This window comes from Inquilinus ginsengisoli (genome assembly GCF_050434925.1).
Classification (GTDB): Bacteria; Pseudomonadota; Alphaproteobacteria; order DSM-16000; family Inquilinaceae; genus Inquilinus; species Inquilinus ginsengisoli_B.
The window spans coordinates 5,683,646-5,702,673 of record NZ_JBNDJK010000001.1; the positions used below are offsets into that span (position 1 = coordinate 5,683,646).

19 protein-coding genes are annotated in these 19,028 nt (G+C 70.9%); 3 read left to right on the forward strand and 16 right to left on the reverse strand.

Annotated elements, in window-relative coordinates:
- Positions 1-7 precede the first annotated feature (7 nt).
- From QFZ27_RS27130 to QFZ27_RS27170, 9 genes are all read right to left on the reverse strand, one after another.
- A complete protein-coding gene (locus QFZ27_RS27130) occupies positions 8-1,111 on the reverse strand; it encodes an ABC transporter permease (protein ID WP_429229578.1) in 1,104 nt (367 codons plus the stop codon).
- Positions 1,112-1,128: 17 nt separating this feature from the next.
- Positions 1,129-2,625: a sugar ABC transporter ATP-binding protein gene (locus tag QFZ27_RS27135; RefSeq protein WP_429229580.1), complete on the reverse strand. Its 1,497-nt coding sequence runs from the start codon at positions 2,623-2,625 to the stop codon at positions 1,129-1,131.
- A 200-nt stretch (positions 2,626-2,825) separates the two neighbouring features.
- Positions 2,826-3,851 carry a sugar ABC transporter substrate-binding protein gene (locus tag QFZ27_RS27140; protein WP_429229581.1) on the reverse strand — a complete coding sequence of 342 codons (1,026 nt, stop codon included), beginning with the start codon at positions 3,849-3,851 and terminating at the stop codon, positions 2,826-2,828.
- A gap of 97 nt (positions 3,852-3,948) precedes the next feature.
- Positions 3,949-4,260, reverse strand: coding sequence for a hypothetical protein (locus tag QFZ27_RS27145; protein ID WP_429229582.1), 312 nt, complete (start codon positions 4,258-4,260; stop codon positions 3,949-3,951).
- 34 nt (positions 4,261-4,294) lie between these two features.
- Positions 4,295-5,005 carry an ABC transporter ATP-binding protein gene (locus tag QFZ27_RS27150; RefSeq protein WP_429229583.1) on the reverse strand — a complete coding sequence of 237 codons (711 nt, stop codon included), beginning with the start codon at positions 5,003-5,005 and terminating at the stop codon, positions 4,295-4,297.
- Complete coding sequence (locus QFZ27_RS27155; RefSeq protein ID WP_429229584.1) at positions 5,002-5,754, reverse strand: ABC transporter ATP-binding protein; 753 nt, start codon at positions 5,752-5,754, stop codon at positions 5,002-5,004. Before QFZ27_RS27155 ends, QFZ27_RS27150 begins: the two co-directional genes overlap by 4 nt.
- Positions 5,747-6,700 (reverse strand): branched-chain amino acid ABC transporter permease, encoded by a 954-nt coding sequence (locus QFZ27_RS27160; protein ID WP_429229585.1) that lies wholly within the window; start codon positions 6,698-6,700, stop codon positions 5,747-5,749. The genes QFZ27_RS27155 and QFZ27_RS27160 overlap by 8 nt, the downstream gene beginning before the upstream one ends.
- Before the next feature lie 16 nt (positions 6,701-6,716).
- Positions 6,717-7,640 (reverse strand): branched-chain amino acid ABC transporter permease, encoded by a 924-nt coding sequence (locus QFZ27_RS27165; protein WP_429229586.1) that lies wholly within the window; start codon positions 7,638-7,640, stop codon positions 6,717-6,719.
- Between the two features lie 153 nt (positions 7,641-7,793).
- Positions 7,794-8,966 (reverse strand): ABC transporter substrate-binding protein, encoded by a 1,173-nt coding sequence (locus QFZ27_RS27170; RefSeq protein ID WP_429229587.1) that lies wholly within the window; start codon positions 8,964-8,966, stop codon positions 7,794-7,796.
- A 199-nt stretch (positions 8,967-9,165) separates the two neighbouring features.
- On the opposite strand from QFZ27_RS27170, the gene QFZ27_RS27175 reads away from it, so the two are divergent.
- Positions 9,166-9,660 (forward strand): hypothetical protein, encoded by a 495-nt coding sequence (locus QFZ27_RS27175; protein ID WP_429229588.1) that lies wholly within the window; start codon positions 9,166-9,168, stop codon positions 9,658-9,660.
- Here the strand turns inward: QFZ27_RS27175 and cobD are convergent.
- The 3 genes from cobD to cobA are packed head-to-tail and all read right to left on the reverse strand — an operon-like array spanning position 9,657 to position 12,870.
- On the reverse strand, positions 9,657-10,640 hold the full coding sequence (gene cobD, locus QFZ27_RS27180; protein ID WP_429229589.1) for a threonine-phosphate decarboxylase CobD: 984 nt from the start codon (positions 10,638-10,640) through the stop codon (positions 9,657-9,659). The two genes, QFZ27_RS27175 and cobD, sit on opposite strands and share 4 nt — an antisense overlap.
- Positions 10,637-12,025: a cobyrinic acid a,c-diamide synthase CobB gene (locus tag QFZ27_RS27185; RefSeq protein ID WP_429229590.1), complete on the reverse strand. Its 1,389-nt coding sequence runs from the start codon at positions 12,023-12,025 to the stop codon at positions 10,637-10,639. The genes cobD and QFZ27_RS27185 overlap by 4 nt, the downstream gene beginning before the upstream one ends.
- Before the next feature lie 2 nt (positions 12,026-12,027).
- Complete coding sequence (gene cobA / locus QFZ27_RS27190; protein ID WP_429229591.1) at positions 12,028-12,870, reverse strand: uroporphyrinogen-III C-methyltransferase; 843 nt, start codon at positions 12,868-12,870, stop codon at positions 12,028-12,030.
- Positions 12,871-12,940: 70 nt separating this feature from the next.
- Between cobA and QFZ27_RS27195 the strand changes: the two genes are divergently transcribed.
- Both QFZ27_RS27195 and QFZ27_RS27200 read left to right on the forward strand, forming a co-directional pair.
- Positions 12,941-14,032, forward strand: a complete 1,092-nt coding sequence (locus tag QFZ27_RS27195) for a cobalt-precorrin-5B (C(1))-methyltransferase (protein ID WP_429229592.1) — start codon at positions 12,941-12,943, stop codon at positions 14,030-14,032.
- Entirely contained in the window at positions 14,022-14,789 is a 768-nt protein-coding gene (locus QFZ27_RS27200) for a cobalt-precorrin-6A reductase (RefSeq protein ID WP_429229593.1), read from the forward strand. The genes QFZ27_RS27195 and QFZ27_RS27200 overlap by 11 nt, the downstream gene beginning before the upstream one ends.
- Here the strand turns inward: QFZ27_RS27200 and QFZ27_RS27205 are convergent.
- The 4 genes from QFZ27_RS27205 to cobI all read right to left on the reverse strand — a co-directional run bounded on the left by QFZ27_RS27205 (position 14,773) and on the right by cobI (position 18,947).
- Positions 14,773-15,351 (reverse strand): HupE/UreJ family protein, encoded by a 579-nt coding sequence (locus QFZ27_RS27205; RefSeq protein WP_429229594.1) that lies wholly within the window; start codon positions 15,349-15,351, stop codon positions 14,773-14,775. The genes QFZ27_RS27200 and QFZ27_RS27205 overlap by 17 nt on opposite strands.
- 155 nt (positions 15,352-15,506) lie before the next feature.
- Positions 15,507-16,289 carry a precorrin-4 C(11)-methyltransferase gene (cobM, locus tag QFZ27_RS27210; RefSeq protein ID WP_429229595.1) on the reverse strand — a complete coding sequence of 261 codons (783 nt, stop codon included), beginning with the start codon at positions 16,287-16,289 and terminating at the stop codon, positions 15,507-15,509.
- A 157-nt stretch (positions 16,290-16,446) separates the two neighbouring features.
- Positions 16,447-18,246, reverse strand: coding sequence for a precorrin-3B C(17)-methyltransferase (gene cobJ / locus QFZ27_RS27215; protein WP_429229596.1), 1,800 nt, complete (start codon positions 18,244-18,246; stop codon positions 16,447-16,449).
- Positions 18,243-18,947, reverse strand: a complete 705-nt coding sequence (cobI, locus tag QFZ27_RS27220; protein ID WP_429229597.1) for a precorrin-2 C(20)-methyltransferase — start codon at positions 18,945-18,947, stop codon at positions 18,243-18,245. The genes cobJ and cobI overlap by 4 nt, the downstream gene beginning before the upstream one ends.
- Between the last annotated feature and the right edge of the window lie 81 nt (positions 18,948-19,028).

Consider the following 19,028-nt stretch of genomic DNA (forward strand, 5'->3'; position numbering starts at 1 on the left):
GGCTCCGTCATCTACTGGTGCATCGACCTCGACGAAGGGGCGCCGGGCGTCCCCTAGATAGGGATCGGTGCGCCGCCGTCAAGCGGAAGCAGCGCCGCGCACCGTCCGCAGGCGCTGGGCATAGACGTTGATCACCAGGGCTGCCAGCAGGATCAGGCCGCGGATCAGGATCTTCAGGAAGCTGTCGATGTCGACATGGTCCAGGCCGTTGTTCAGCACGCCCAGGATCAGCACGCCGATGATGGTGTTGCCGATGCCGCCGCGGCCGCCGAACAGGCTGGTGCCGCCGACCACCACCGCGGCGATGGCGTCGAGCAGGAAGGTGTCGAACTCGTTCTGCTGGGCGCTGCCGAAATAGCGCCACGCCAAGCATGCCGGCGAGACCCGAGCAGACCGCCGAGATCACCATCACGGCGCCGATGACGACCCGGACATTGACGCCGGAGAATTCGGCCGCCTCGCGGTTGCCGCCGACCATGTAGACGTAGCGGCCGAAGCGCGTATAGGTCAGCACCAGATGGGCGACCAGCAGCGTGATGCCGGCCACGATCACGATCCAGGGGATGCCGCCGATCGACCCCGAGCCCAGGGTGACCAGGATCGGCGGCACGGCATAGGCGATCTGGCCGCGCACCAGCATAGCGCAGATGCCGGCGCCGATCTGCATCATCGCCAGCGTCATGATGAAGGACGGGATGCCGATTCGGGTCACGCCGAAGGCGTTGACCAGGCCCAGCGCCGCGCAACTGGCCAGCGCGACGAGAATCGCGGCCCAGCCCGGCAGCGGCACATTGGCGATGTTCACATAGGCTTCCTGCACCGTGAAGAAGGCGACGACGATGCCGGCGGCGTTGGCGATGGCGGCGACCGACAGGTCGATCTCGGCGCACAGGATGACGAAGGTCAGGCCGACCGCCATGATCGCGGTGACCGAGACCTGGTTCAGGATGTTGCTGAAATTGTCGACCGACAGGAAGGACGGGCTGGCGACGCCGAAGAACACCAGCAGGGCGATCAGCGTGATGAAGGGCGCGATGTTGCGCAGCTGGCTGCCCAGCATGGCGCCGAGCCGGCTTCCGGCGCTGCGGGTCGGTGTGGTCTGCGCATCCATAAGATTTCCGTCCCCTGTCACGCCGCCTCGAGCAGGCGGTCCTTGCTGACCGTGCCGTCCGCGAATTCACGGGCGATCTGGCCCTTGCGCATCACCAGGATGCGGTCGGCCAGCGCCAGCACCGTCTCCGGCTCGGCCGAGACCACCACGACGCCGATGCCCTGGTCGCGCAGGCCCCGGACGATGCCGACCACATCCTCCTTGGCGCCGACATCCATGCCGCGGGTCGGCTCGCTGAGGATCAGCACGCGCGGCGGGTAGGTCAGCCACTTGGCCAGCGCCACCTTCTGCTGGTTGCCGCCCGACAGGGCGCCGAGCTCGGCATCGACATGCGGCGTGCGGATGCGCAGCGCCTCGACATGCCTGCGGGCGATGCCGCGCTCGGACTCAGGCTTCAGCAGCCAGCGCGAGATCCGGTCGAGGATGCTGATCGAGACGTTCTTGTAGATCGGCTCATGGTGGAACAGCATCGCCCGCCGGCTTTCCGGCACGAAGGCGATGCCGGCCCGCCGCGCCTTGGCGGTGGTGGACAGCCGCACCGGCTGCCCTGCGACCGAGATCCGGCCGCTGTCGGAGGGCAGCTTGCCGAACATGGTGCGCGCCAGCTCGAGCTGGCCGCAGCCCATGAAGCCGTAGATGCCCAGCACCTCGCCGGCCCGCACCTCGAGCGAGACGTCGCGGTAGCGGCCGGCCAGCGACAGCCCGTCGACCGACAGCACCACCGGATGGCCGGGCTTCGGGTCGAGCTTGAACTCGCCGGTGTAGCTTTCCTCCAGCTCGTCATGGCCGGCGCCGATCATGCGGTCGATCAGCATCATCTTGTCGGTCCCGGCCGCGGCGGCGGTCATGACGCGCTGGCCGTTGCGGAACACCGTCACCGAATCGGAGATCCGCAGGATGTCGTCGAGGAAATGGGAGATGAAGACGAAGCTGCGCCCCTCGTCGCGCAGCCGCCGCAGCACGCCGAACAGGCGCTCGATCTCCGGCGGCGACAGGGCGGAGGTCGGCTCGTCCAGGATGATGATGCGGGCGCCGGAGAACAGCACCCGGGCGATCTCGATCAGCTGCTGCAGGCCGATCGGCAGAGCGCCGGCCGGGGTGCGCGGGTCGAGATCGATGCCGAGGCGGCGCAACTGCTCTCCCGCCGCGCGCCGCATGCCGGCCCAGTCGACGATCCCGAGCCGGGTCAGCGGCTGCGCGCCCAGGAACACGTTCTCGGCCACGCTGAGATCCGGCACGATGCTCAGCTCCTGATGCACCATGCCGACGCCGGCCGCCAGCGCGTCGCGGGCCGAGCGGAAGCGCACGTCGCGGCCGTCGATCCGCATCCGGCCCTCATACTCCGAATGCACGCCGGCGATGATCTTCATCATGGTCGACTTGCCGGCGCCGTTCTCGCCGACCAGGCCATGGATCTCGCCGGCCTTGAGCGCGAAGTCGACATCCCGAAGGGCCCGGACGCCGCCGAACGCCTTCGAGATGCCGCTGAGCTCGAGCACAGGGGTTTGGGTCATTGGCCAGGTCTGTCCACTGCTGTCCGGCCGAGGGTTCGCCCCAAGCCCCCATTGTCGTTGCCGGGCTTGACCCGGCAATCCAGAGGGTCTCGACATCCTCTGGATGCCCGGGTCAAGCCCGGGCATGACAGTCTAAAGTTGCGACGTTGGGTCCAGAGTCGATCGGCTGTTTGCATGGCTCGCTCGACCGGCCCCCGCGATCAGATCAGGAAGTGATCCTGCATCCACTGCATCCCGGCCGCGTTCGCCTTGGTCACGACCGGACCGTCGGTGACCACGGATTTCGGGATGCCGCCCTCGCCGCTCTTCTCGCCGGCCGTCACCGCCGCGACCCCGGCGATCACCGCGCCGCCATGGATGCGGCAGGACGGGTTGCGGACGGTGGCGAACATGCGCCCGTCCGCCACCGCCTGGATGGCCGGCGGCATGGCGTCGACGCCGCCGATCAGGATGTCGGTCCGGTTGCGGGCCTTCATCACGTTGTAGGCGGCCAGCGCCATGTCGTCGTTGTGGAAGAAGGCGGCGCTGATCTTCGGATACTTGGTCAGGTGGGTTTCCCACAGGCGCGCCGTCTTCGACACGTCCCAGTCGGCCGGGTCGGTGTTCAGCACCTCGACCTTCGGGAACTGCTTGACCACCGATTCGAAGCCGCGGGCCCGGCCCTGCGCCCCGGTGTGCCCGAGGGCGCCCTGAGTCATGATGATGGTGCCCTCGCCATTGATGGCGTTGCACAGCGCCTGGGTCACGGCACCGCCCATGAACTCATTGTCCGGGGCCAGGAAGGAGTGGACGTTGAGCTGGTCAAGCGGCGCGATCAGCGTGTCCATGTCGATCACCGGGATGCCGGCGTCGATCATCTTCTGCACCGGCTGGGTCAGCGTGCCGATGCCGAAGGCCTGGATCGCCACGAAATCCCATTTCTGGGACGCCATGTTGTCGATCGCGGTGCGCTGCTTCGGTGCCGCCAGCTCACCGTCGAACCAGGTGATCTCGACGTTGAACAGCTTGCCCCAATATTCCGCCGCCTGCTTGCCCTGGGCGCACCAAGTGGCCTGCAGCCCGGCGTTGGAGAAAGCCGCCTTCAGCGGCTTTTCGGACCGGCCCGCAGCTTCCGCCGCCTGGGCCGCCATCTTGAAATCCAGCCCGCCGAGCGCGGCTGCCGCGCCGGCCGTGGCCGCAGCGGCCATGATGAAATCACGCCGGCTGCGATGCTCGCGGTCGCCCATGAACGTCCTCCCAAATCGTGCTGTCGAAACACAGTCACCCGGGGCTTCTTCCGAGCCCCGGCGAAACTCTGGCAGCGGTCGGGAGGCGACGCAACGGCTATTTGTCAGACAGATTGATCCGCACCTTGTTCTGCCCGACGCGGGCCGCCAGGACGGAGAAAGCGGGCGCCGGTTCCTCCGCCGCGGCCCGGTTGGCCAGGCGGAGATAGCGCAGCGGGAAGCAGATCGCCTCGACATTGGCGGCGCTGACCCCGGCCGGGCGCCGGACATCGGCGACAAGGCCCGATTCCGCCTTCGCCAGGGCCTGGTCGATCTCGTCGACGCTGAGCAGCCCCTTGTCCCGCAGCGCCGTCATCAACGCCGTCATGGCGGCGTAGACACCTTCGAGCTGGAGGTTGGCGGTGTTCATCTGGCACTCCCGGGCTGGACGGCACTGTTTTCGACTATAGCGCCAAATAGCGCTCCCGGGTTCCCTCGGCTGCGGCGAGTTCGGCACTGCTGCCGGTCCACACCACCCGCCCCTTCTCGATCACGGCGTGGCGCTGGGCCAAGCGCAGCAGGGCGTCGAGGGTCTTGTCGACGATCAGGATCGACTGGCCCTCGCGCTTCAGCCGGTCGAAGCAGTCCCAGATCTCGGCCCGGATCAGCGGCGCCAGCCCCTCGGTCGCCTCGTCCAGCACCAGGAGCTTCGGGTTGGTCATCAGCGCCCGGCCGATCGCCAGCATCTGCTGCTCGCCGCCGGACAGCTGGCTGCCGCGATGACGTCGCCGCTCCGCCAGCCGCGGGAAGACGGCATAGACCCGGTCGAGCGTCCAGGGCGCGGCACGGCCAAAACGGTCGGCGGCGGTGGCGACCAGGTTCTCCTCGACGGTCAGGGTCGGGAAGATCTGCCGCCCCTCCGGCACCAGCCCGATGCCGGCCTGGGCGATGCGGTAGGGCGGCAGGCCGGTGATGTCGGCCCCGTCGAACCGGATGCGGCCGCCGCCGGGGCGCAGCAGGCCGAGCAGGCTGCGGATCGTCGTGGTCTTGCCCATGCCGTTGCGGCCGAGCAGGGTCGCGATCTCCCCCGCCGCCACGCTGAGGGAGATGCCGAACAGCACCTGGGCGCCGCCATAGCCGGCCTCCAGCCCGTCGATCTCCAGGAGAGCGCTCACGCCGCCTCCTCGCCGAGATAGGCGGCGCGGACCTCCGGGCTGGCGCGGATCTCGGCCGGCGTGCCGGTGGCGATGACGCGGCCGTAGACCAGGACCGAGATGCGGTCGGCCAAGGCGAAGACCGCGCTCATGTCGTGCTCGACCAGGATCATCGGCAGGGTGCCGGCCAGGCCGCGCAGCAGCTCGACCAGCCGGGCCGTCTCCTCGCTCCCGGTGCCGGCCATGGGCTCGTCCAGCACCAGCAGCTTCGGCTCCAGCGCCAGGGCCATGGCGAGCTCGAGCTGGCGCTTCTCGCCATGGCTCAGGGCGGCGGCCGGCACCTCGCCACGGGTGCCAAGCCCGGTGCGCTGCAGCAGCGCCCGGGCCGCCGTCTCGATCTCGCGCTCGCGGCCGACCGGGCGGAGGAAGCGGAAGCTGGAGCCGCGCCGGCGCTGCACCGCGGTCGCCACGTTCTGCAGCGTGGTGAAGCCGGGCAGCAGGCGGGCGATCTGGAAGGTGCGGGCCAGGCCGCGCTGGGCCCGGCGATGCGTCGGCAGGCGGGTGATGTCCTCGCCGAGGAAGCGGATGCTGCCGGCATCGGGCGCCAGCCGGCCGCAGATCTGCTGGATCAGCGTGGTCTTGCCGGCGCCGTTCGGACCGATCAGGGCGTGGATCTCGGCGGGCCGGACGTCGAAGCCGACGCTGTCGGTGACAGTCAGCGCGCCGAAGCGCTTGCACAGGCCCTCGACCCGCAACACCGACTCAGTCATGCCGCACCTTGCCGAGCAGGCCGCCCAGCCCGCCGCGCAGGAACAGCACCACCAGGATCAGCAGCGGCCCGAAGATCAGCCGCCAATGTTCGGTGACGCCGGACAGCAGTTCCTCGGCCAGCAGGAAGGCGGCGGCGCCGACGATGGCGCCGTGCAGGCTGCCGATGCCGCCCAGCACCACCATCACGATCAGCTCGCCCGAGCGCTGCCAGGACATGTAGGCCGGGCTGACGAACTCCGTCTGCACCGCCAGCAGCGCCCCGGCCAGGCCGGCGATGGCCCCGGCGATGACGGTGGCGGCCAGGCGGTAGGCGAAGGGGGAGTAGCCGAGGGCGCGCATCCGCTCCTCATCCTCGCGGCAGCCGCGCAGCACCCGGCCGAAGCGCGACCGCGTGACGGCGCGGCACAGCGCCCAGGCCGCCACCAGCAGCAGCAGGACGATGTAGTAAAAGGCTGACCGGTCGTTCAGCCAATCAAAGCCGGCGACGAGCGGCCGCGACCACAGCGTCAGCCCGTCGTCGCCGCCATAGGCCGACAGGCTGGTCATGGTGAAATAGGCCATCTGGCCGAAGGCCAGGGTGATCATGATGTAGTGCACGCCGCGGGTCTTCAGCGACACCGCGCCGGTCAGGGCCGCGAAGACCGCCGCCGCCAGCATCGCCGCCGGCAGCAGCAGCAACCCCTCCTCAAACCCGGCGTCAGCGAGGATGCCGACGGCATAGGCGCCGAGGCCGATGAAGGCGGCATGGCCGAAGGAGACCAGCCCGCCATAGCCCAGGATCAGGTCCAGGCTGACCGCGGCGATGGCGAAGATCATGATCCGGCCGGCCACGGTCAGCGGATAACTGCCGCCACCCAGCAGCGGCGCCACCACCGGCACCAGCGCCAGCACGGCGAAGATCAGCAGCGCCGGCCAGACCGTGCGCAGCGCGGAGGATGGGGGCACCACCCCTGTCATTGCGTCACTGGCCATGGGCGGGGAACAGCCCGGCCGGGCGCCAGAACAGGATCACGGCCATCAAGAGGTAGATCAGCATCGAGGCCAGGGCCGGCCCGACCTGGTTGGCCGCGGCGGGCGCCAGCACCAGCCGGAACAGGTCGGTGGCGAAGGACCGGCCGAGCGTGTCGACCAGCCCGACCAGCAGCGAGGCCATGAAGGCGCCCTTGATCGAGCCGATGCCGCCGATGACGATGACGACGAAGGCCAGGATCAGGAAGTTGTCTCCCATGCTCGGCTCGACCGCGAAGATCGGCCCGGCCAGGGCGCCGGCGAAGCCCGCCAGCATGGTGCCGACGCCGAACACGATCATGAACAGTCGGCGGATGTTGACGCCCAGGGCCGAGACCATGTCGGCATTGCTGGCCCCGGCCCGGACGCGCATGCCGACCCGGGTGCGCGCTATCAGCAGCCACAGCAGCAGGGCGACGCCGAGCCCGGCCGCCAGCACGGCCAGGCGATAGACCGGATACAGCAGCCCCGGCATCAGCGCGATCGACCCCGACAGCGCCTCCGGCATCGGCATGCTCAGCGGCGACGAGCCCCACAGCGCCCGCACCGCCTCGTTGAAGAACAGGATCAGCCCGAAGGTCGCCAGCACCTGGTCGAGATGGCTGCGGCCGTAGAGGTGCCGGAACACCAGCACCTCCAGCACCAGGCCCAGCAGCAGCGCCGCCCCCAGCGCCAGCAGCAGGGCCAGCAGGAAATGCCCGGTCAGCCCGTAGAAGGCGACGGCGAAATAGGCGCCCAGCATGTACTGCACGCCATGCGCCAGGTTGATGAAGTCCATCACCCCGAACACCAGCGTCAGCCCGGCCGCGATCAGGAACAAGAGCACGCCGAGCTGCAGCCCGTTCAGGGCCTGGACGACCAGGAGAGTGGTGCTCATGGCGGAGCGATCCCGCCTGCCAAAACCGTCATTGCGAGCGCAGCGAAGCAATCCAGGGCCGCATGAGCGGAGACATGGATTGCTTCGTCGGCTTCGCCTCCTCGCAATGACGGCGGGGGAAACAGCGGGGTCATGGAAAGCGCGCCGACCCGATCAATCCATCTTGCACTGGTCGGCGTAGGCGTCGCCGTAATGCGGGAAGACGGTCTCGACCCGGCTGGTGACGATCTTGCCGTCGTCGCGCTTCACCACCTCGGTCAGGTAGAAGTCCTGGATCGGGAAGTTGTTCTTGTTCCAGGCGAAATCGCCGCGGACGCTGGTCCATTTGGCGTCGCGGATGGCGGTCTTCAGCGTCTCCGCGTCGGTCTTGCCGCCGGCCTGGCGGATGGCGGCGTCGATCAGCTTGGCCGCGTCATAGCCGTTGGCGGCGTACAGCGCCGGGGCGTAGCCATATTCCTTCTCGAAGGCGGCGACGAAGGCCTTGTTGGCGGGGTTGTCGAGGTTCGGCGCCCATTGCGCCCCGGCGAACAGGCCGAGCGCCGCGTCCTTGGTGGCCGGCAGCGTGGTTTCGTCGACGGTGAAGGCGGACAGGAACGGGATGCGCTCGGCCAGGCCGGCCTGGCGGTACTGCCGCACCAGGTTGACGCCGGAGCCGCCGGGCATGAACACGAACACCGCCTGTGGCTCGGCCGCCGCGATCTTCGCCAGCTCGGCCGAGAAATCCTGCTGGTTGACCTGGGTGTAGATCTCCTCGGCCACCTCGCCCTTGTAGTGGCGCTTGAAGCCGGCCAGCGCGTCCTTGCCGGCCTGGTAGTTCGGGGCGATCAGCGCCACCTTGGCCCAGCCCTTGTCCTGAGCGTACTTGCCCATGACCTCGTGGTTCTGGTCGTTCTGGTAGGACACTGAGAAGAAGTACGGGCTGCAGCCCTTGCCGGCCAGCGGCGACGGCCCGGCATTCGGGCTGATCAGGATCTTCTCGGCGTCGGTCACCGGCTTGGCGATCGCCATCATGACGTTGGAGAAGACGACGCCGACGACGATGTCGACCTGGTCGCTTTCCAGCAGCTTGCGGACCTTGTTGACGGCGATGTCGGGCTTCAGCTCGTCATCCTCGACCACCACCTCGGTCGGCAGGCCGCCGAGCGTGCCGCCCAGCTCCTTGATCCCGAGCTGGAAGCCGTCGCGCATGTGCTGCCCCAGCGCCGCCGGCGGGCCGGAGAGCGTGGCCATGAAGCCGACCTTGAGCTTGCCCTCCTCGGCCTGCGCCGCGAACGACACCGTCGCCAGCAGTGCGGCCGCCAGCAGGGCCGGAATGCGTCTCGCCATGATGCTCTCCCCCGTTTTTCCGTCGCGCCGGCGGTGGGCCGCCGATCGCGCCGCCAGTCTTTCACGCGCCTCCGTCGGGCGGAAGCGATTGCATCCATCTAATCATGAAATGCTTTAAGGTTAAAACAGATTTGCTTCGGGTTGCGCCGGCGGCCGGCAAGACTATGGTCGCAGCATGCCGAAGCGAACGAAACCCCGCATGCCCTCCGCGATGCTGCTGGTCGGCGGCATGTTCACGGTCGGCGCGATCCTGCTGTTCCTGCTGGCGCGGCACCTCTGGTGGACCGAGCATCGCCCGTCGACCGCGCTGGTGATGGTGATCGCCTTCGACTGGGCGGTGGCGGCGATGGTCGGGTCGATGATCCTGGTCTCGCTCACCTCGGACCGCGGCCGCCGCACGGCCAGGGCCCGAAAAGGCCGGGTGACGGTCGAGCTGCAGGAGAGCGAACCGCGCCGGACGACGCGGCTGACCGGCCCGGGCGCCGAGATGTCCGCCTCCGCCGACATCCGGGTCGGCAGCCGCCTGCCCGCGCTGTTCCTGTTTGCGGCCTCGGCCGGGCTCGCCGTCTTCGTCATCTGGTTCCACCTGCAGGGCCAGTCGACCTGGATCGGCACCGGCGTCTCGCTGGTCCTGGCCTGCTATGTCGGCAACTGGGCCCGCAACGCCTGGCCACGGCCCGAGGCGGACTCCTAGCCGAGCGCGGCGGCGAGCCGGGCGAAATCGGCCTCGTCGCCGGGCAGGCCGAAGCGCAGCAGCGTCGGCCGCTCCGGGAAGGGCCGGACCAGGATACCGGCGCGGCCGAGCCGGTCCCAGACTTTTGCGGCCTGCGGGTGCTCCACCAGCCGGAACAGGTCGGTGCCGCCACGATCGGCGAAGCCATGGGCTGTGAGCAGATCGGTGAGCCTTTTGGCAGCTGCCAAAAGCCGCGTCCGGGTCTCGTCCTGCCAGCGGTCCGACAAGGCCGCGATGCCGATCTCGATCGCCGGGCCCGGCACCGCCCAGGGACCGAGCCACCGCGCCAGCCGCTCGATCTCGGCCGCCGCGCCCAGGGCAAAGCCGAGGCGGATGCCGGCCAGGCCGAAGAATTTACCGAACGATCGGAGAATCAAAAGCCCGGGGTGTCCGGCCTCGGACGCGACACTCGCGCCCGGCGTGACCTCGGCGAAGGCCTCATCGACCACCAGCAGGCCGCCACGCGCCGCCAGTGTGTCGGCCAGGGCCAGCAGGCGCCGGGAATCGACGATGCGGCCGTCCGGGTTGTTCGGGTTGACCAGTACCACGACCTCGGCAGCCGCGGCCTCCTCGAGCGAGCCGACGGTCGCCACTGCCGCGCCCTCGGCGGCCCAGCAGGCGGCGTGCTCGCCATAGGTCGGGCCGAGGATCGCCACCCTGGCTCTGGGGCGCAGCCGCGGCAGCAGCTGGATCAGGATCTGAGTGCCCGGCGCGGCGACGACCGGTGCGTCCGCCGGGACGCCGTAGCAGGACCGCGCGGTCTCCAGCAGTTGCCGCAGCCGGTCGTGCTGCGGCAGCCGTTGCCATGCGGCGGGGTCGATCGCCGGGATCGGATAGGGCACCGGGTTGATGCCGGTGGAGAGGTCGAGCCAGCCCTCGGCGGGGCGGCCCCAGCGAACCTCGGCCGCGGCCAGATCGCCGCCATGCGGAACCATGCTCATGCCCGGTCGATCAGGTGGAAGAAGGAGCCGAAGACCGAGCCGGCGCGACGGCCGAGGCGGCCGAGCGGCGCGCCCTCCGAATCCCAGGCCTCGAACAGCGCCTCGCCCGGTCCTTCGGACAGGATCGAGGCGTAGTGGAACTCGTGGCCGCGCCACAGAGTGCCAGCGGCGCCGAGCGGTGTCGCGGCGGCCAGCGCGGCGCGGCGGTAGCCCAGATGCAGCCTGCGCTCGGCGAAGGAGGTCTCGACCGGCAGCAGCCCGGCCATGGCGTGGCGGTGCCCCTCGGCATCGGTAAGGCCGGTGCCGAGCACCATGTAGCCGCCGCATTCGCCATAGACCGCCCGGCCCTGCCCCGCCGCCGCGCGCAGCCCGTCGAGGAAGCGGCGATTGCCCGCCAGCCGGCCGGCCTGGAGCTCGGGATAGCCGCCGGGCAGGTAGACCGCATCGGCGGACGGATCCGGCGCCGCGTCGGCCAGCGGCGAGAACGGCAGGATCTCCGCCCCCGCCTCGCGCCAGGCCGCCAGGAGATGCGGATAGGCGAAGGCGAAGGCGGTGTCCTTCGCCACGGCGATGCGCTGGCCGAGGGGTGGGATGATGAGCGCCCCCGTTTCCCTCTTGTCATCGCCGGGCTTGACCCGGCGATCCAGGGGCCACAACGAGCCGCCCTGGATGCCCGGGTCAAGCCCGGGCATGACAGTATGGGGAATGCGTGTCAGCGCCTCCACATCCACCCCGGCCCCGACCGCCTCTCCGGCCGCGGCCAAGAACGCTTCCAATCCCGCATGCTCGCCGGCCTGGACCAGGCCGAGATGGCGGGAGGGCAGCGCCAGGGCCGGCAGCCGCGGCACCAGGCCGAGCACCGGCAGTCCGGCATGGGCCGCGGCGCGGCGCAGGATCGCCTCGTGCCGGGGGCTGCCAACCCGGTTGAAGATGACGCCGGCGATCCGGACGTCCTCGCGGAAGCTCTTGAACCCGGCCAGCACCGCGGCGGCCGAAAGCCCCTGGCCGCCGGCATCCAGCACCAGCACCACCGGCCAGCCGAAGCGGGCGGCGAGGTCGGCGGCCGAGCCGTCGCCGACCGATCCGGGGCCGGGCGCGCCATCGAACAGCCCCATCGCCGCCTCGACGATCAGGAGATCGGCGCCCTCGGCCTGCCGCGCCGCCAGCGCATCGAGCGTCTCCGGCCGCATCGCCCAGGCGTCGAGGTTGGCGCAGGGCAGGCCGCTGGCTGCGGCGTGGAAGGCGGGGTCGATGTAGTCCGGCCCGGACTTGGCCGAGGCGACCGCCATGCCGCGGTCGCGCAGATGGCGCAGCAGGCCGAGCGTCACCACCGTCTTGCCGCTGCCGGAGGCCGGCGCCGCGATCATCAGGGCGGGAGCAGGCATGGCTAGGAGGCCGCCTCGCCTTTCGAGCGGGTGCCGAGCGGGTCCGGAGTCAGAGCCTTGCCCTCGATCGCGCCCAGCCAGTCGAGCGCCGAGCGCAGCCGCACCACCTCGCCGACCACCACCACCGCCGGCGCCTCCATGCCCTGGGCCACCACATCCTCCGCCGCCTTGGCCAGCGTGGTCTCCAGCACCCGCTGCTGCGGCGTCGTCGCCCGGCTGATCACCGCCACCGGCTCGGCGGGAGAGCGGCCGCCCTCGATCAGATGCGCGGCGATCCGGGCGATGTGCTTGATCGCCATATAGACCACGATCACCGGCGAGCCGCGGGCGATGGCGTCCCAGGCGACGCCGGCGGTGACGTCGCCGCTAGCATCATGGCCGGTCAGGAAGGTGACGGCGTGGTTGGTGTCGCGATGGGTCACCGGGATGCCGGCATAGGCCGGGCCGCCCACGCCCGCGGTGATGCCGGGAACGATGCGGAACGGGATGCCGGCCTCGACCAGGGCCAGCCCCTCCTCCCCGCCGCGGCCGAAGACGAAGGGGTCGCCGCCCTTCAGGCGCAGGACGCGCTTGCCGGCGCGGGCCAGCTGGATCAGCTTGGCGGTGATGTCGGGCTGCTTCGGCGACGGTTTGCCGCCGCGCTTGCCGGCGAATTCCAGCTCCACGCCCGGCGCGGCCAGGCCGATGATCGCGTCGGACACCAGCGCGTCGTAGACCACGACATCGGCCGAGCGCAGCGCGTGCAGCGCGTGCAGGGTCAGGAGGCCGGGATCGCCGGGGCCGGCACCGACCAGCCAGACCCAACCGGGCTGGAATTCTGGAAAGGACAAGGGAAGATCAACCATCAGCGGAACCTTAGAAGCCATGCGGCGACGCCGCTAGGCAGGTTGCGATGCATCCTGTATCGAAACCCGTATGGCCCGTAAACCTGAGGGACCGCTGCGGCGCGGCTGGACCACCGGCGCCTGCGCCACCGCCGCGACCGCCGCCGCCTATACCGCGCTGCTGACGGGCCGCTTCCCGGACCCGGTGGCGATCACCCTGCCGCGCGGCGAGACTCCGGCCTTCGCCCTGGCGCTGGAAGGCCGCGGCGACGGCTGGGCCCGTGCCGGCATCATCAAGGATGCCGGTGACGACCCCGACGTGACCCATGGCGCGTTGGTGATCGCCGAGGTGCGGCGCGGCGCGGCCGGATCGGGTGTCACCTTCAAGGCCGGCCCGGGAGTCGGCACCGTCACCCTGCCCGGCCTGCCGATTCCGCCCGGCGAGCCGGCGATCAACCCGGTGCCGCGGCGGATGATGACCGAGGCCGTGGCCCGGATCGCCGCCGAGCACGGCGACCCCGGCGACATGGTGATCGAGATCTCGATCCCGGACGGCGAGAGGCTGGCGCAGAAGACCTGGAACCCGCGGCTCGGCATCGTCGGCGGACTGTCGGTGCTGGGCACCACCGGCGTGGTCGTGCCGTTCTCCTGCTCCGCCTGGATCCATTCGATCCATCGCGGCATCGATGTCGCCCGGGCGCTGGGCCTGCCCCATGTCGCCGGCTGCACCGGGGCGACCTCCGAGGCCGCGGTCGTCGCCCGCTACGGCCTGCCGGACATGGCGCTGCTCGACATGGGCGACTTCGCCGGCGGGCTGCTGAAGTACCTGAAGGCGCACCCGATCCCGCGTCTGACCATCGGCGGCGGCTTCGGCAAGCTGACCAAGCTGGCGCAAGGGTTCCTCGATCTCCATTCCGGCCGCAGCGAGGTCGATTTCGACTGGCTGGCCGACCGGCTGGCCGAGGCCGGCGCCACGGCCGGCATGGTCGAGCAGGCACGGCGGGCCAACACCGCCAAGCAGGTGCTGGACCTGGCCTCCGGCGCCGGCATCGCCTTGGCCGACCTCGTCGCCCGGCGGGCCCAGGCGACGGCGCAGGGCGTCGTCGAGGGCAGCGGCGTCGCAGTCGAGATCCTGGTGTTCGACCACCAAGGCGGGCTGGTGGGGGCCGCCGATGGCTGGTAGGCGGCTGCTGATCCTCGGCGGCACCGGCGAGGCGTCGGCGCTGGCCCGGGCCCTGGCAGAGGCCGGGGACTGGGCGGTCACCACCTCGCTGGCCGGCCGCACCCGGACGCCGGCGGCGCTACCCGGGGCGGTGCGGATCGGCGGCTTCGGCGGTGCCGACGGGCTGGCGGCGTATCTGCGCGCGGAACGAATCGACCGGGTGATCGACGCCACCCACCCCTTCGCCGCGACGATGTCCGCCAACGCCGCGGCGGCCTGCGCCCGGCTCGGCCTGCCACTGCTGCGGATCGAGCGCCCGGCCTGGTCTCCGGCGCCGGGCGACCGTTGGATCGATGTCGCCGATGCCGGCGCGGCGGCCGACTGGCTGGTGGCAGCGCTGCCGGCCGGCTCGGCCGTGCTGCTGACCCTGGGCCGGCAGGAGGTGGCGCCCTTCCAACGCTGCCCGGATCTGCGCTTCGTGCTGCGCTCGATCGAGGCGCCGGCGGCGCAGGACTTGCCGCCGGACTGCCTGCTGCTGAGTGAGCGCGGGCCGTTCACGCTGCACGGCGAGCGTGCGCTGATCGACCGGCACGGCATCCGCGCCATCGTCGCCAAGAATGCCGGCGGCGACGCCACGGCGGCGAAGCTGGCGGGGGCGCGCGAGGCGGCTATCCCCGTGCTCATGATCCGGCGCCCGGCGCCCCCGGCGATGTCGGACGCCACTGGGGCCGTGGCCGACATCGCCGGGGCGCTCGACTGGCTCAGCCGGCCGCGATGACCACGCCGGCCACGGCGATGGCCGCACCGAGCGCGCGCTCCACCGGGGCGAAGCGCAGCCGGTTCAGGCCCAGCGCCGCGCCGATGCCGATGCCGTGCAGGATCGCGGTCGCGGCAATGAAGCCGAGTCCGTAGGTCACGGCCGAGGAATCCGGGTGCATCTCGGCGCCATGGGCGTAGCCGTGGAACACGGCGAAGACCCCGGTCACCGCCATGCCGACCCAGGCCACCGGCCGCACCGCCAGCGCGATCAGCGCGCCGAAGACGACGATCGACCCGGCGATGCCGAGTTCCACCATCGGCAGGCCGAGGTCCTGGATGCCGGCGATGCCGCCGACCGCCATCAGGGTCAGGAAGGCCAGCGGCGCCTGCCAGATGTAGCGGCCGCCGACCTGGCCGGCCCAGATGCCGACCGCGACCATGGCGAGGATGTGGTCGAGGCCCGAGAACGGGTGCGCGAAGCCGGCCGAGAAGCCGACCACGTCATGCCCCGGATGGGCATAGGCCGCCACCGGCAGCAGCGTCGCCAGGGCGGTCAGGGCAAGGGTCTTGGCGAGTTTCATCGAGGGTCTCCAGGGTCAGGATGCAGACATCAAGGCAATCCCCACTCCTGTCATGCCCGGGCTTGACCCGGGCATCCAGGGCGGCCCGAACAGCTCTCGGTGGCCTCTGGATTGCCGGGTCAAGCCCGGCAATGACAAAAGGGGGGCAATCCGTTTCATACCGAGGCAACTTTCGTGCCGCGCTTCGGGCGCAGCACATGGACATGCGCCGGATCGTAGAGGGCGCTGTCGGTGAATTCGGTATCGTCGCCCAGCACGCGGCCGACCAGGATCAGCGCGGTGCGGGTGATCTTCGCCGCGCGCACCTTGGCGCCGATATCGGCCAGGGTGCCGCGGATGATCTGCTGGTCCGGCCAGGTGACGCGGTAGACCACCACCACCGGGCAGCCGGCGCCGTAATGCGGCTCCAGCGCCCGCCGCACCGCCGGGATGTTGCGGATCGAGAGGTGGATCGCCAGCGTCGCGCCGGATCGGCCGAGCGTCTCCAGCTCTTCGCCCGGCGGCATGGCTGAGGCCTTCATCGTGGTCCGGGTCAGGATCACGGTCTGGCTGACGTCCGGCAGGGTCAGCTCGGTGCCCAGGGCCGCGGCAGCCGCCGCGAAAGCCGGCACGCCGGGGGTGATGGTGTAGGGGATGCCCAGCGCCTTCAGCCGGCGGATCTGCTCGGCGATCGCGCCGTACAGCGACGGGTCGCCGGAATGCACCCGGGCGACGTCCTGACCTTCGGCATGGGCGGCCTCGATCTCGGCGATGATCTGGTCGAGGTGCAGCGGCGCGGTGTCGACCACCCGCGCCTCCGCCGGCGCATGCGCCACCACCGCCTCCGGCACCAGCGAGCCGGCATAGAGGCAGACCGGGCAGCGGGCGATCAGGTCGCGCCCCCGCAAGGTCAGCAGGTCCGGGTCGCCGGGGCCGGCGCCGATGAAATGCACGGTCATGAGTGCGCGTCCTGGAGAATTGCCTTGGGCCCACCCTTCTTGTCATGCCCGGGCTTGACCCGGGCATCCAGGGCGGCAAGAGCCGCTCTCGGTGGTCCCTGGATTGCCGGGTCAAGCCCGGCAATGACAGAAGTAAGAAGGGATCGCTGGAAGCCCCTCATGCCCGTTGCGCCTCCGGCTTGTCGCCATAGCCGCGCGGCGTGTAGACGCGCGGGCTGCCGTCGCCGAGCACCAGCGCCCGGCTCTCCGAGGAACCGACCAGCACCAGAGTCAGCATGTCGACCATCTCGACGGTCAGCGCGCCGAGCGTGGTCACGGTCAGGGTCTCGCCGTCGCGGCCGAGATTGCGGCCCAGCACCACAGGCGTCGCCGCCGGCCGATGCGCCAGCAGGATCTCGCAGGCCCGCGCCAGCTGGAAGCGGCGGCGCTGCGACACCGGATTGTAGAAGGCGACCACGAAATCGCCCTGCGCCGCCGCCGCGATCCGCCGCTCGATCGCCGGCCAGGGCGTCATCAGGTCGGACAACGAGATGGCGCAGAAATCATGGCCCAGCGGCGCACCGATCCGGGACGCGGCCGCCTGCATCGCCGAGATTCCGGGCACGGTGGTGACCTCGACCCGCCGCCAGTCCGGCCGGCCGCCGCGCTCGATCAGCTCCCACAGCAGGCTGCCCATGGCGTAGATGCCGGCGTCGCCGGAGCAGATCAGGGCGACGTCCCGCCCCTCCGCCGCCAGGTCCAGGGCCGCGCGCACCCGCAGTTCCTCCTCCCCGAGCTTGTAGTCGTGCCGCGCCTTGCCGGAAGCGGCCGGGCCGAGCAGGTCGATATAGAGGCTGTAGCCGACCAGGTCGGTGGCGGCGGCGATGCGCCGGTCGGCCTCCGGCGCCCGCCAGTCGGCCCGGCCCGGGCCCATGCCGATCAGCGCCAGCGTGCCGCGCTTGCGGCCGATCCGGTCGGGGTCGAGGATCGCCGGCGTCTCGGCCACTGCGCAGGTGGCGCGGCGCGACTTGTGCTTCTCGACGACGAGGCGGCCTTGCGGACCGGCCGCGGCCAGCGCCGCCGCCTCGGCCACGCCATGGCAGCCGATCTCGCGGAACACCAGTTCGGACGGGTTGGCCAGGCGCGGCGTCTCGGCCTCCAGCGTCGCCGGATCGAACACCCGCAGCGGCAGGCCGAGCGCCCGGGCCGCCGCCTGCAGCCCGGCCTCGTCGGCCTTGAGGTCGACCGAGATCAGGGCCGCCACGGCCTCCAGGGCCAGCCCGGCCGCGGCGAGGGTGTCGCGGATCAGCGCCTCGATCTCCGCCGCCTCGGCGCCGCGCTCGCAGCCGACGCCGACTGCCAGCACCGCCGGGTGGAACACGAGCCTGTCCGGATCGGCCGGCAGGACCCGGGTGTTGGCGGCGATCGTCTTGCGCGCGGTGGGGTCGAGCGGCAGGCCGGCCTCCGCCAGCCAGGGCAGGTCGCCGTCGAGGCGGACGGTCTCGCCGGCCAGAAGATCGGCGGCGAAGCTCTTGTAATCGCTGGAGTCCGACAGCCGCCAGCCGGGTGGCGGGTCGTCCAGCGCGACGCCGAAGCGCAGGTCTCCGGCGGTGGTGATGGCCGGGGCGATGCCGAGCGCCTGCGCCACCTGCCGGGCCAGGTCGTTGGCGCCGTGATGGCCGCCGAGCAGCGGCACCACGGCGCTGCCGTCCTCCGCCACCGCCAGGACCGGCGGCTCGCTGCGCTTGTCGGACAGCAGCGGCGCCAGGATGCGGATCAGCGCGCCGGCGGCGCAGAGGCCGATGATCGGCTCGCCCGCCGCGAACAGGGTGCGCAGATGGTCGGCCAGCTTGCCGAAGGCGATGTCGGGGCCGGTGACGCGGCAGGACGGCGCATGGATCGTCGCCCCCGGCAGCAGCGGCTTGAGGCGTTGCGCGGTGGCAAGCCCGCCCGCGGTCAAGGTGATCAGCGCCGTCATCGCCACGCCGCCCCGCGCCGATGCGCCAGGATCATCGAGAAATAGGGCACGGTCTCGGGGTCAACCTCGCTCAGCTTCAGCACGCGCTGATGGCCCAGCGTGGCCCGCTCGACGTAGCGCGCATCGTCATACAATCCATTCTCTTCAAGCAATTGTGATATCTTCTTGAAGTGTCGACTGAGCTTCATGATCGCCACGGCCTCGGCGGCCTGCAGCCTTGGCCGCAGTTCGTCCTCCGGCAGCGGCGCCGGCAGCACCGTCAGCACGTCGTTGCGGGCGGCCAGGGGCAGGCCGATGGCGGCGGCGCAGGCGGTCAGCGAGGAGACGCCGGGCACCACCTCGACCCGGTGGCGCTCCGCCAGCCGGCCGAACAGGTACATGAAGGAGCCGTAGAAGAACGGGTCGCCCTCGCACAGCACCGCCACGTCGCGGCCGGAATCGAGATGGGCGCCGATCTCGATGGCCGCGGCGTCGTAGACTGCCTGAGCCGGGGCCGGGTCGACCCGCATCGGCACGCGGATGGCGATCTCGGTCTGGCCGCCCTGCAGATGCGGCGCCACGATCGAGCGGGCGAAGCTGTCGCCGACATCCGGCGCCGGATAGGCGAGGACCGGCGCGGCCCGCAGCAGCCGCAGCGCCTTCAGCGTGACCAGCTCCGGATCGCCCGGCCCGACGCCGAGGCCGTAGAGGGTGCCGGTCATGCGGACCTCCTCCGGGGCAGATCAGTTGCGCCGAATTCCTTTGCGCTTCCGACGTCCCGTGAAGTCTCACACAGGCTTACT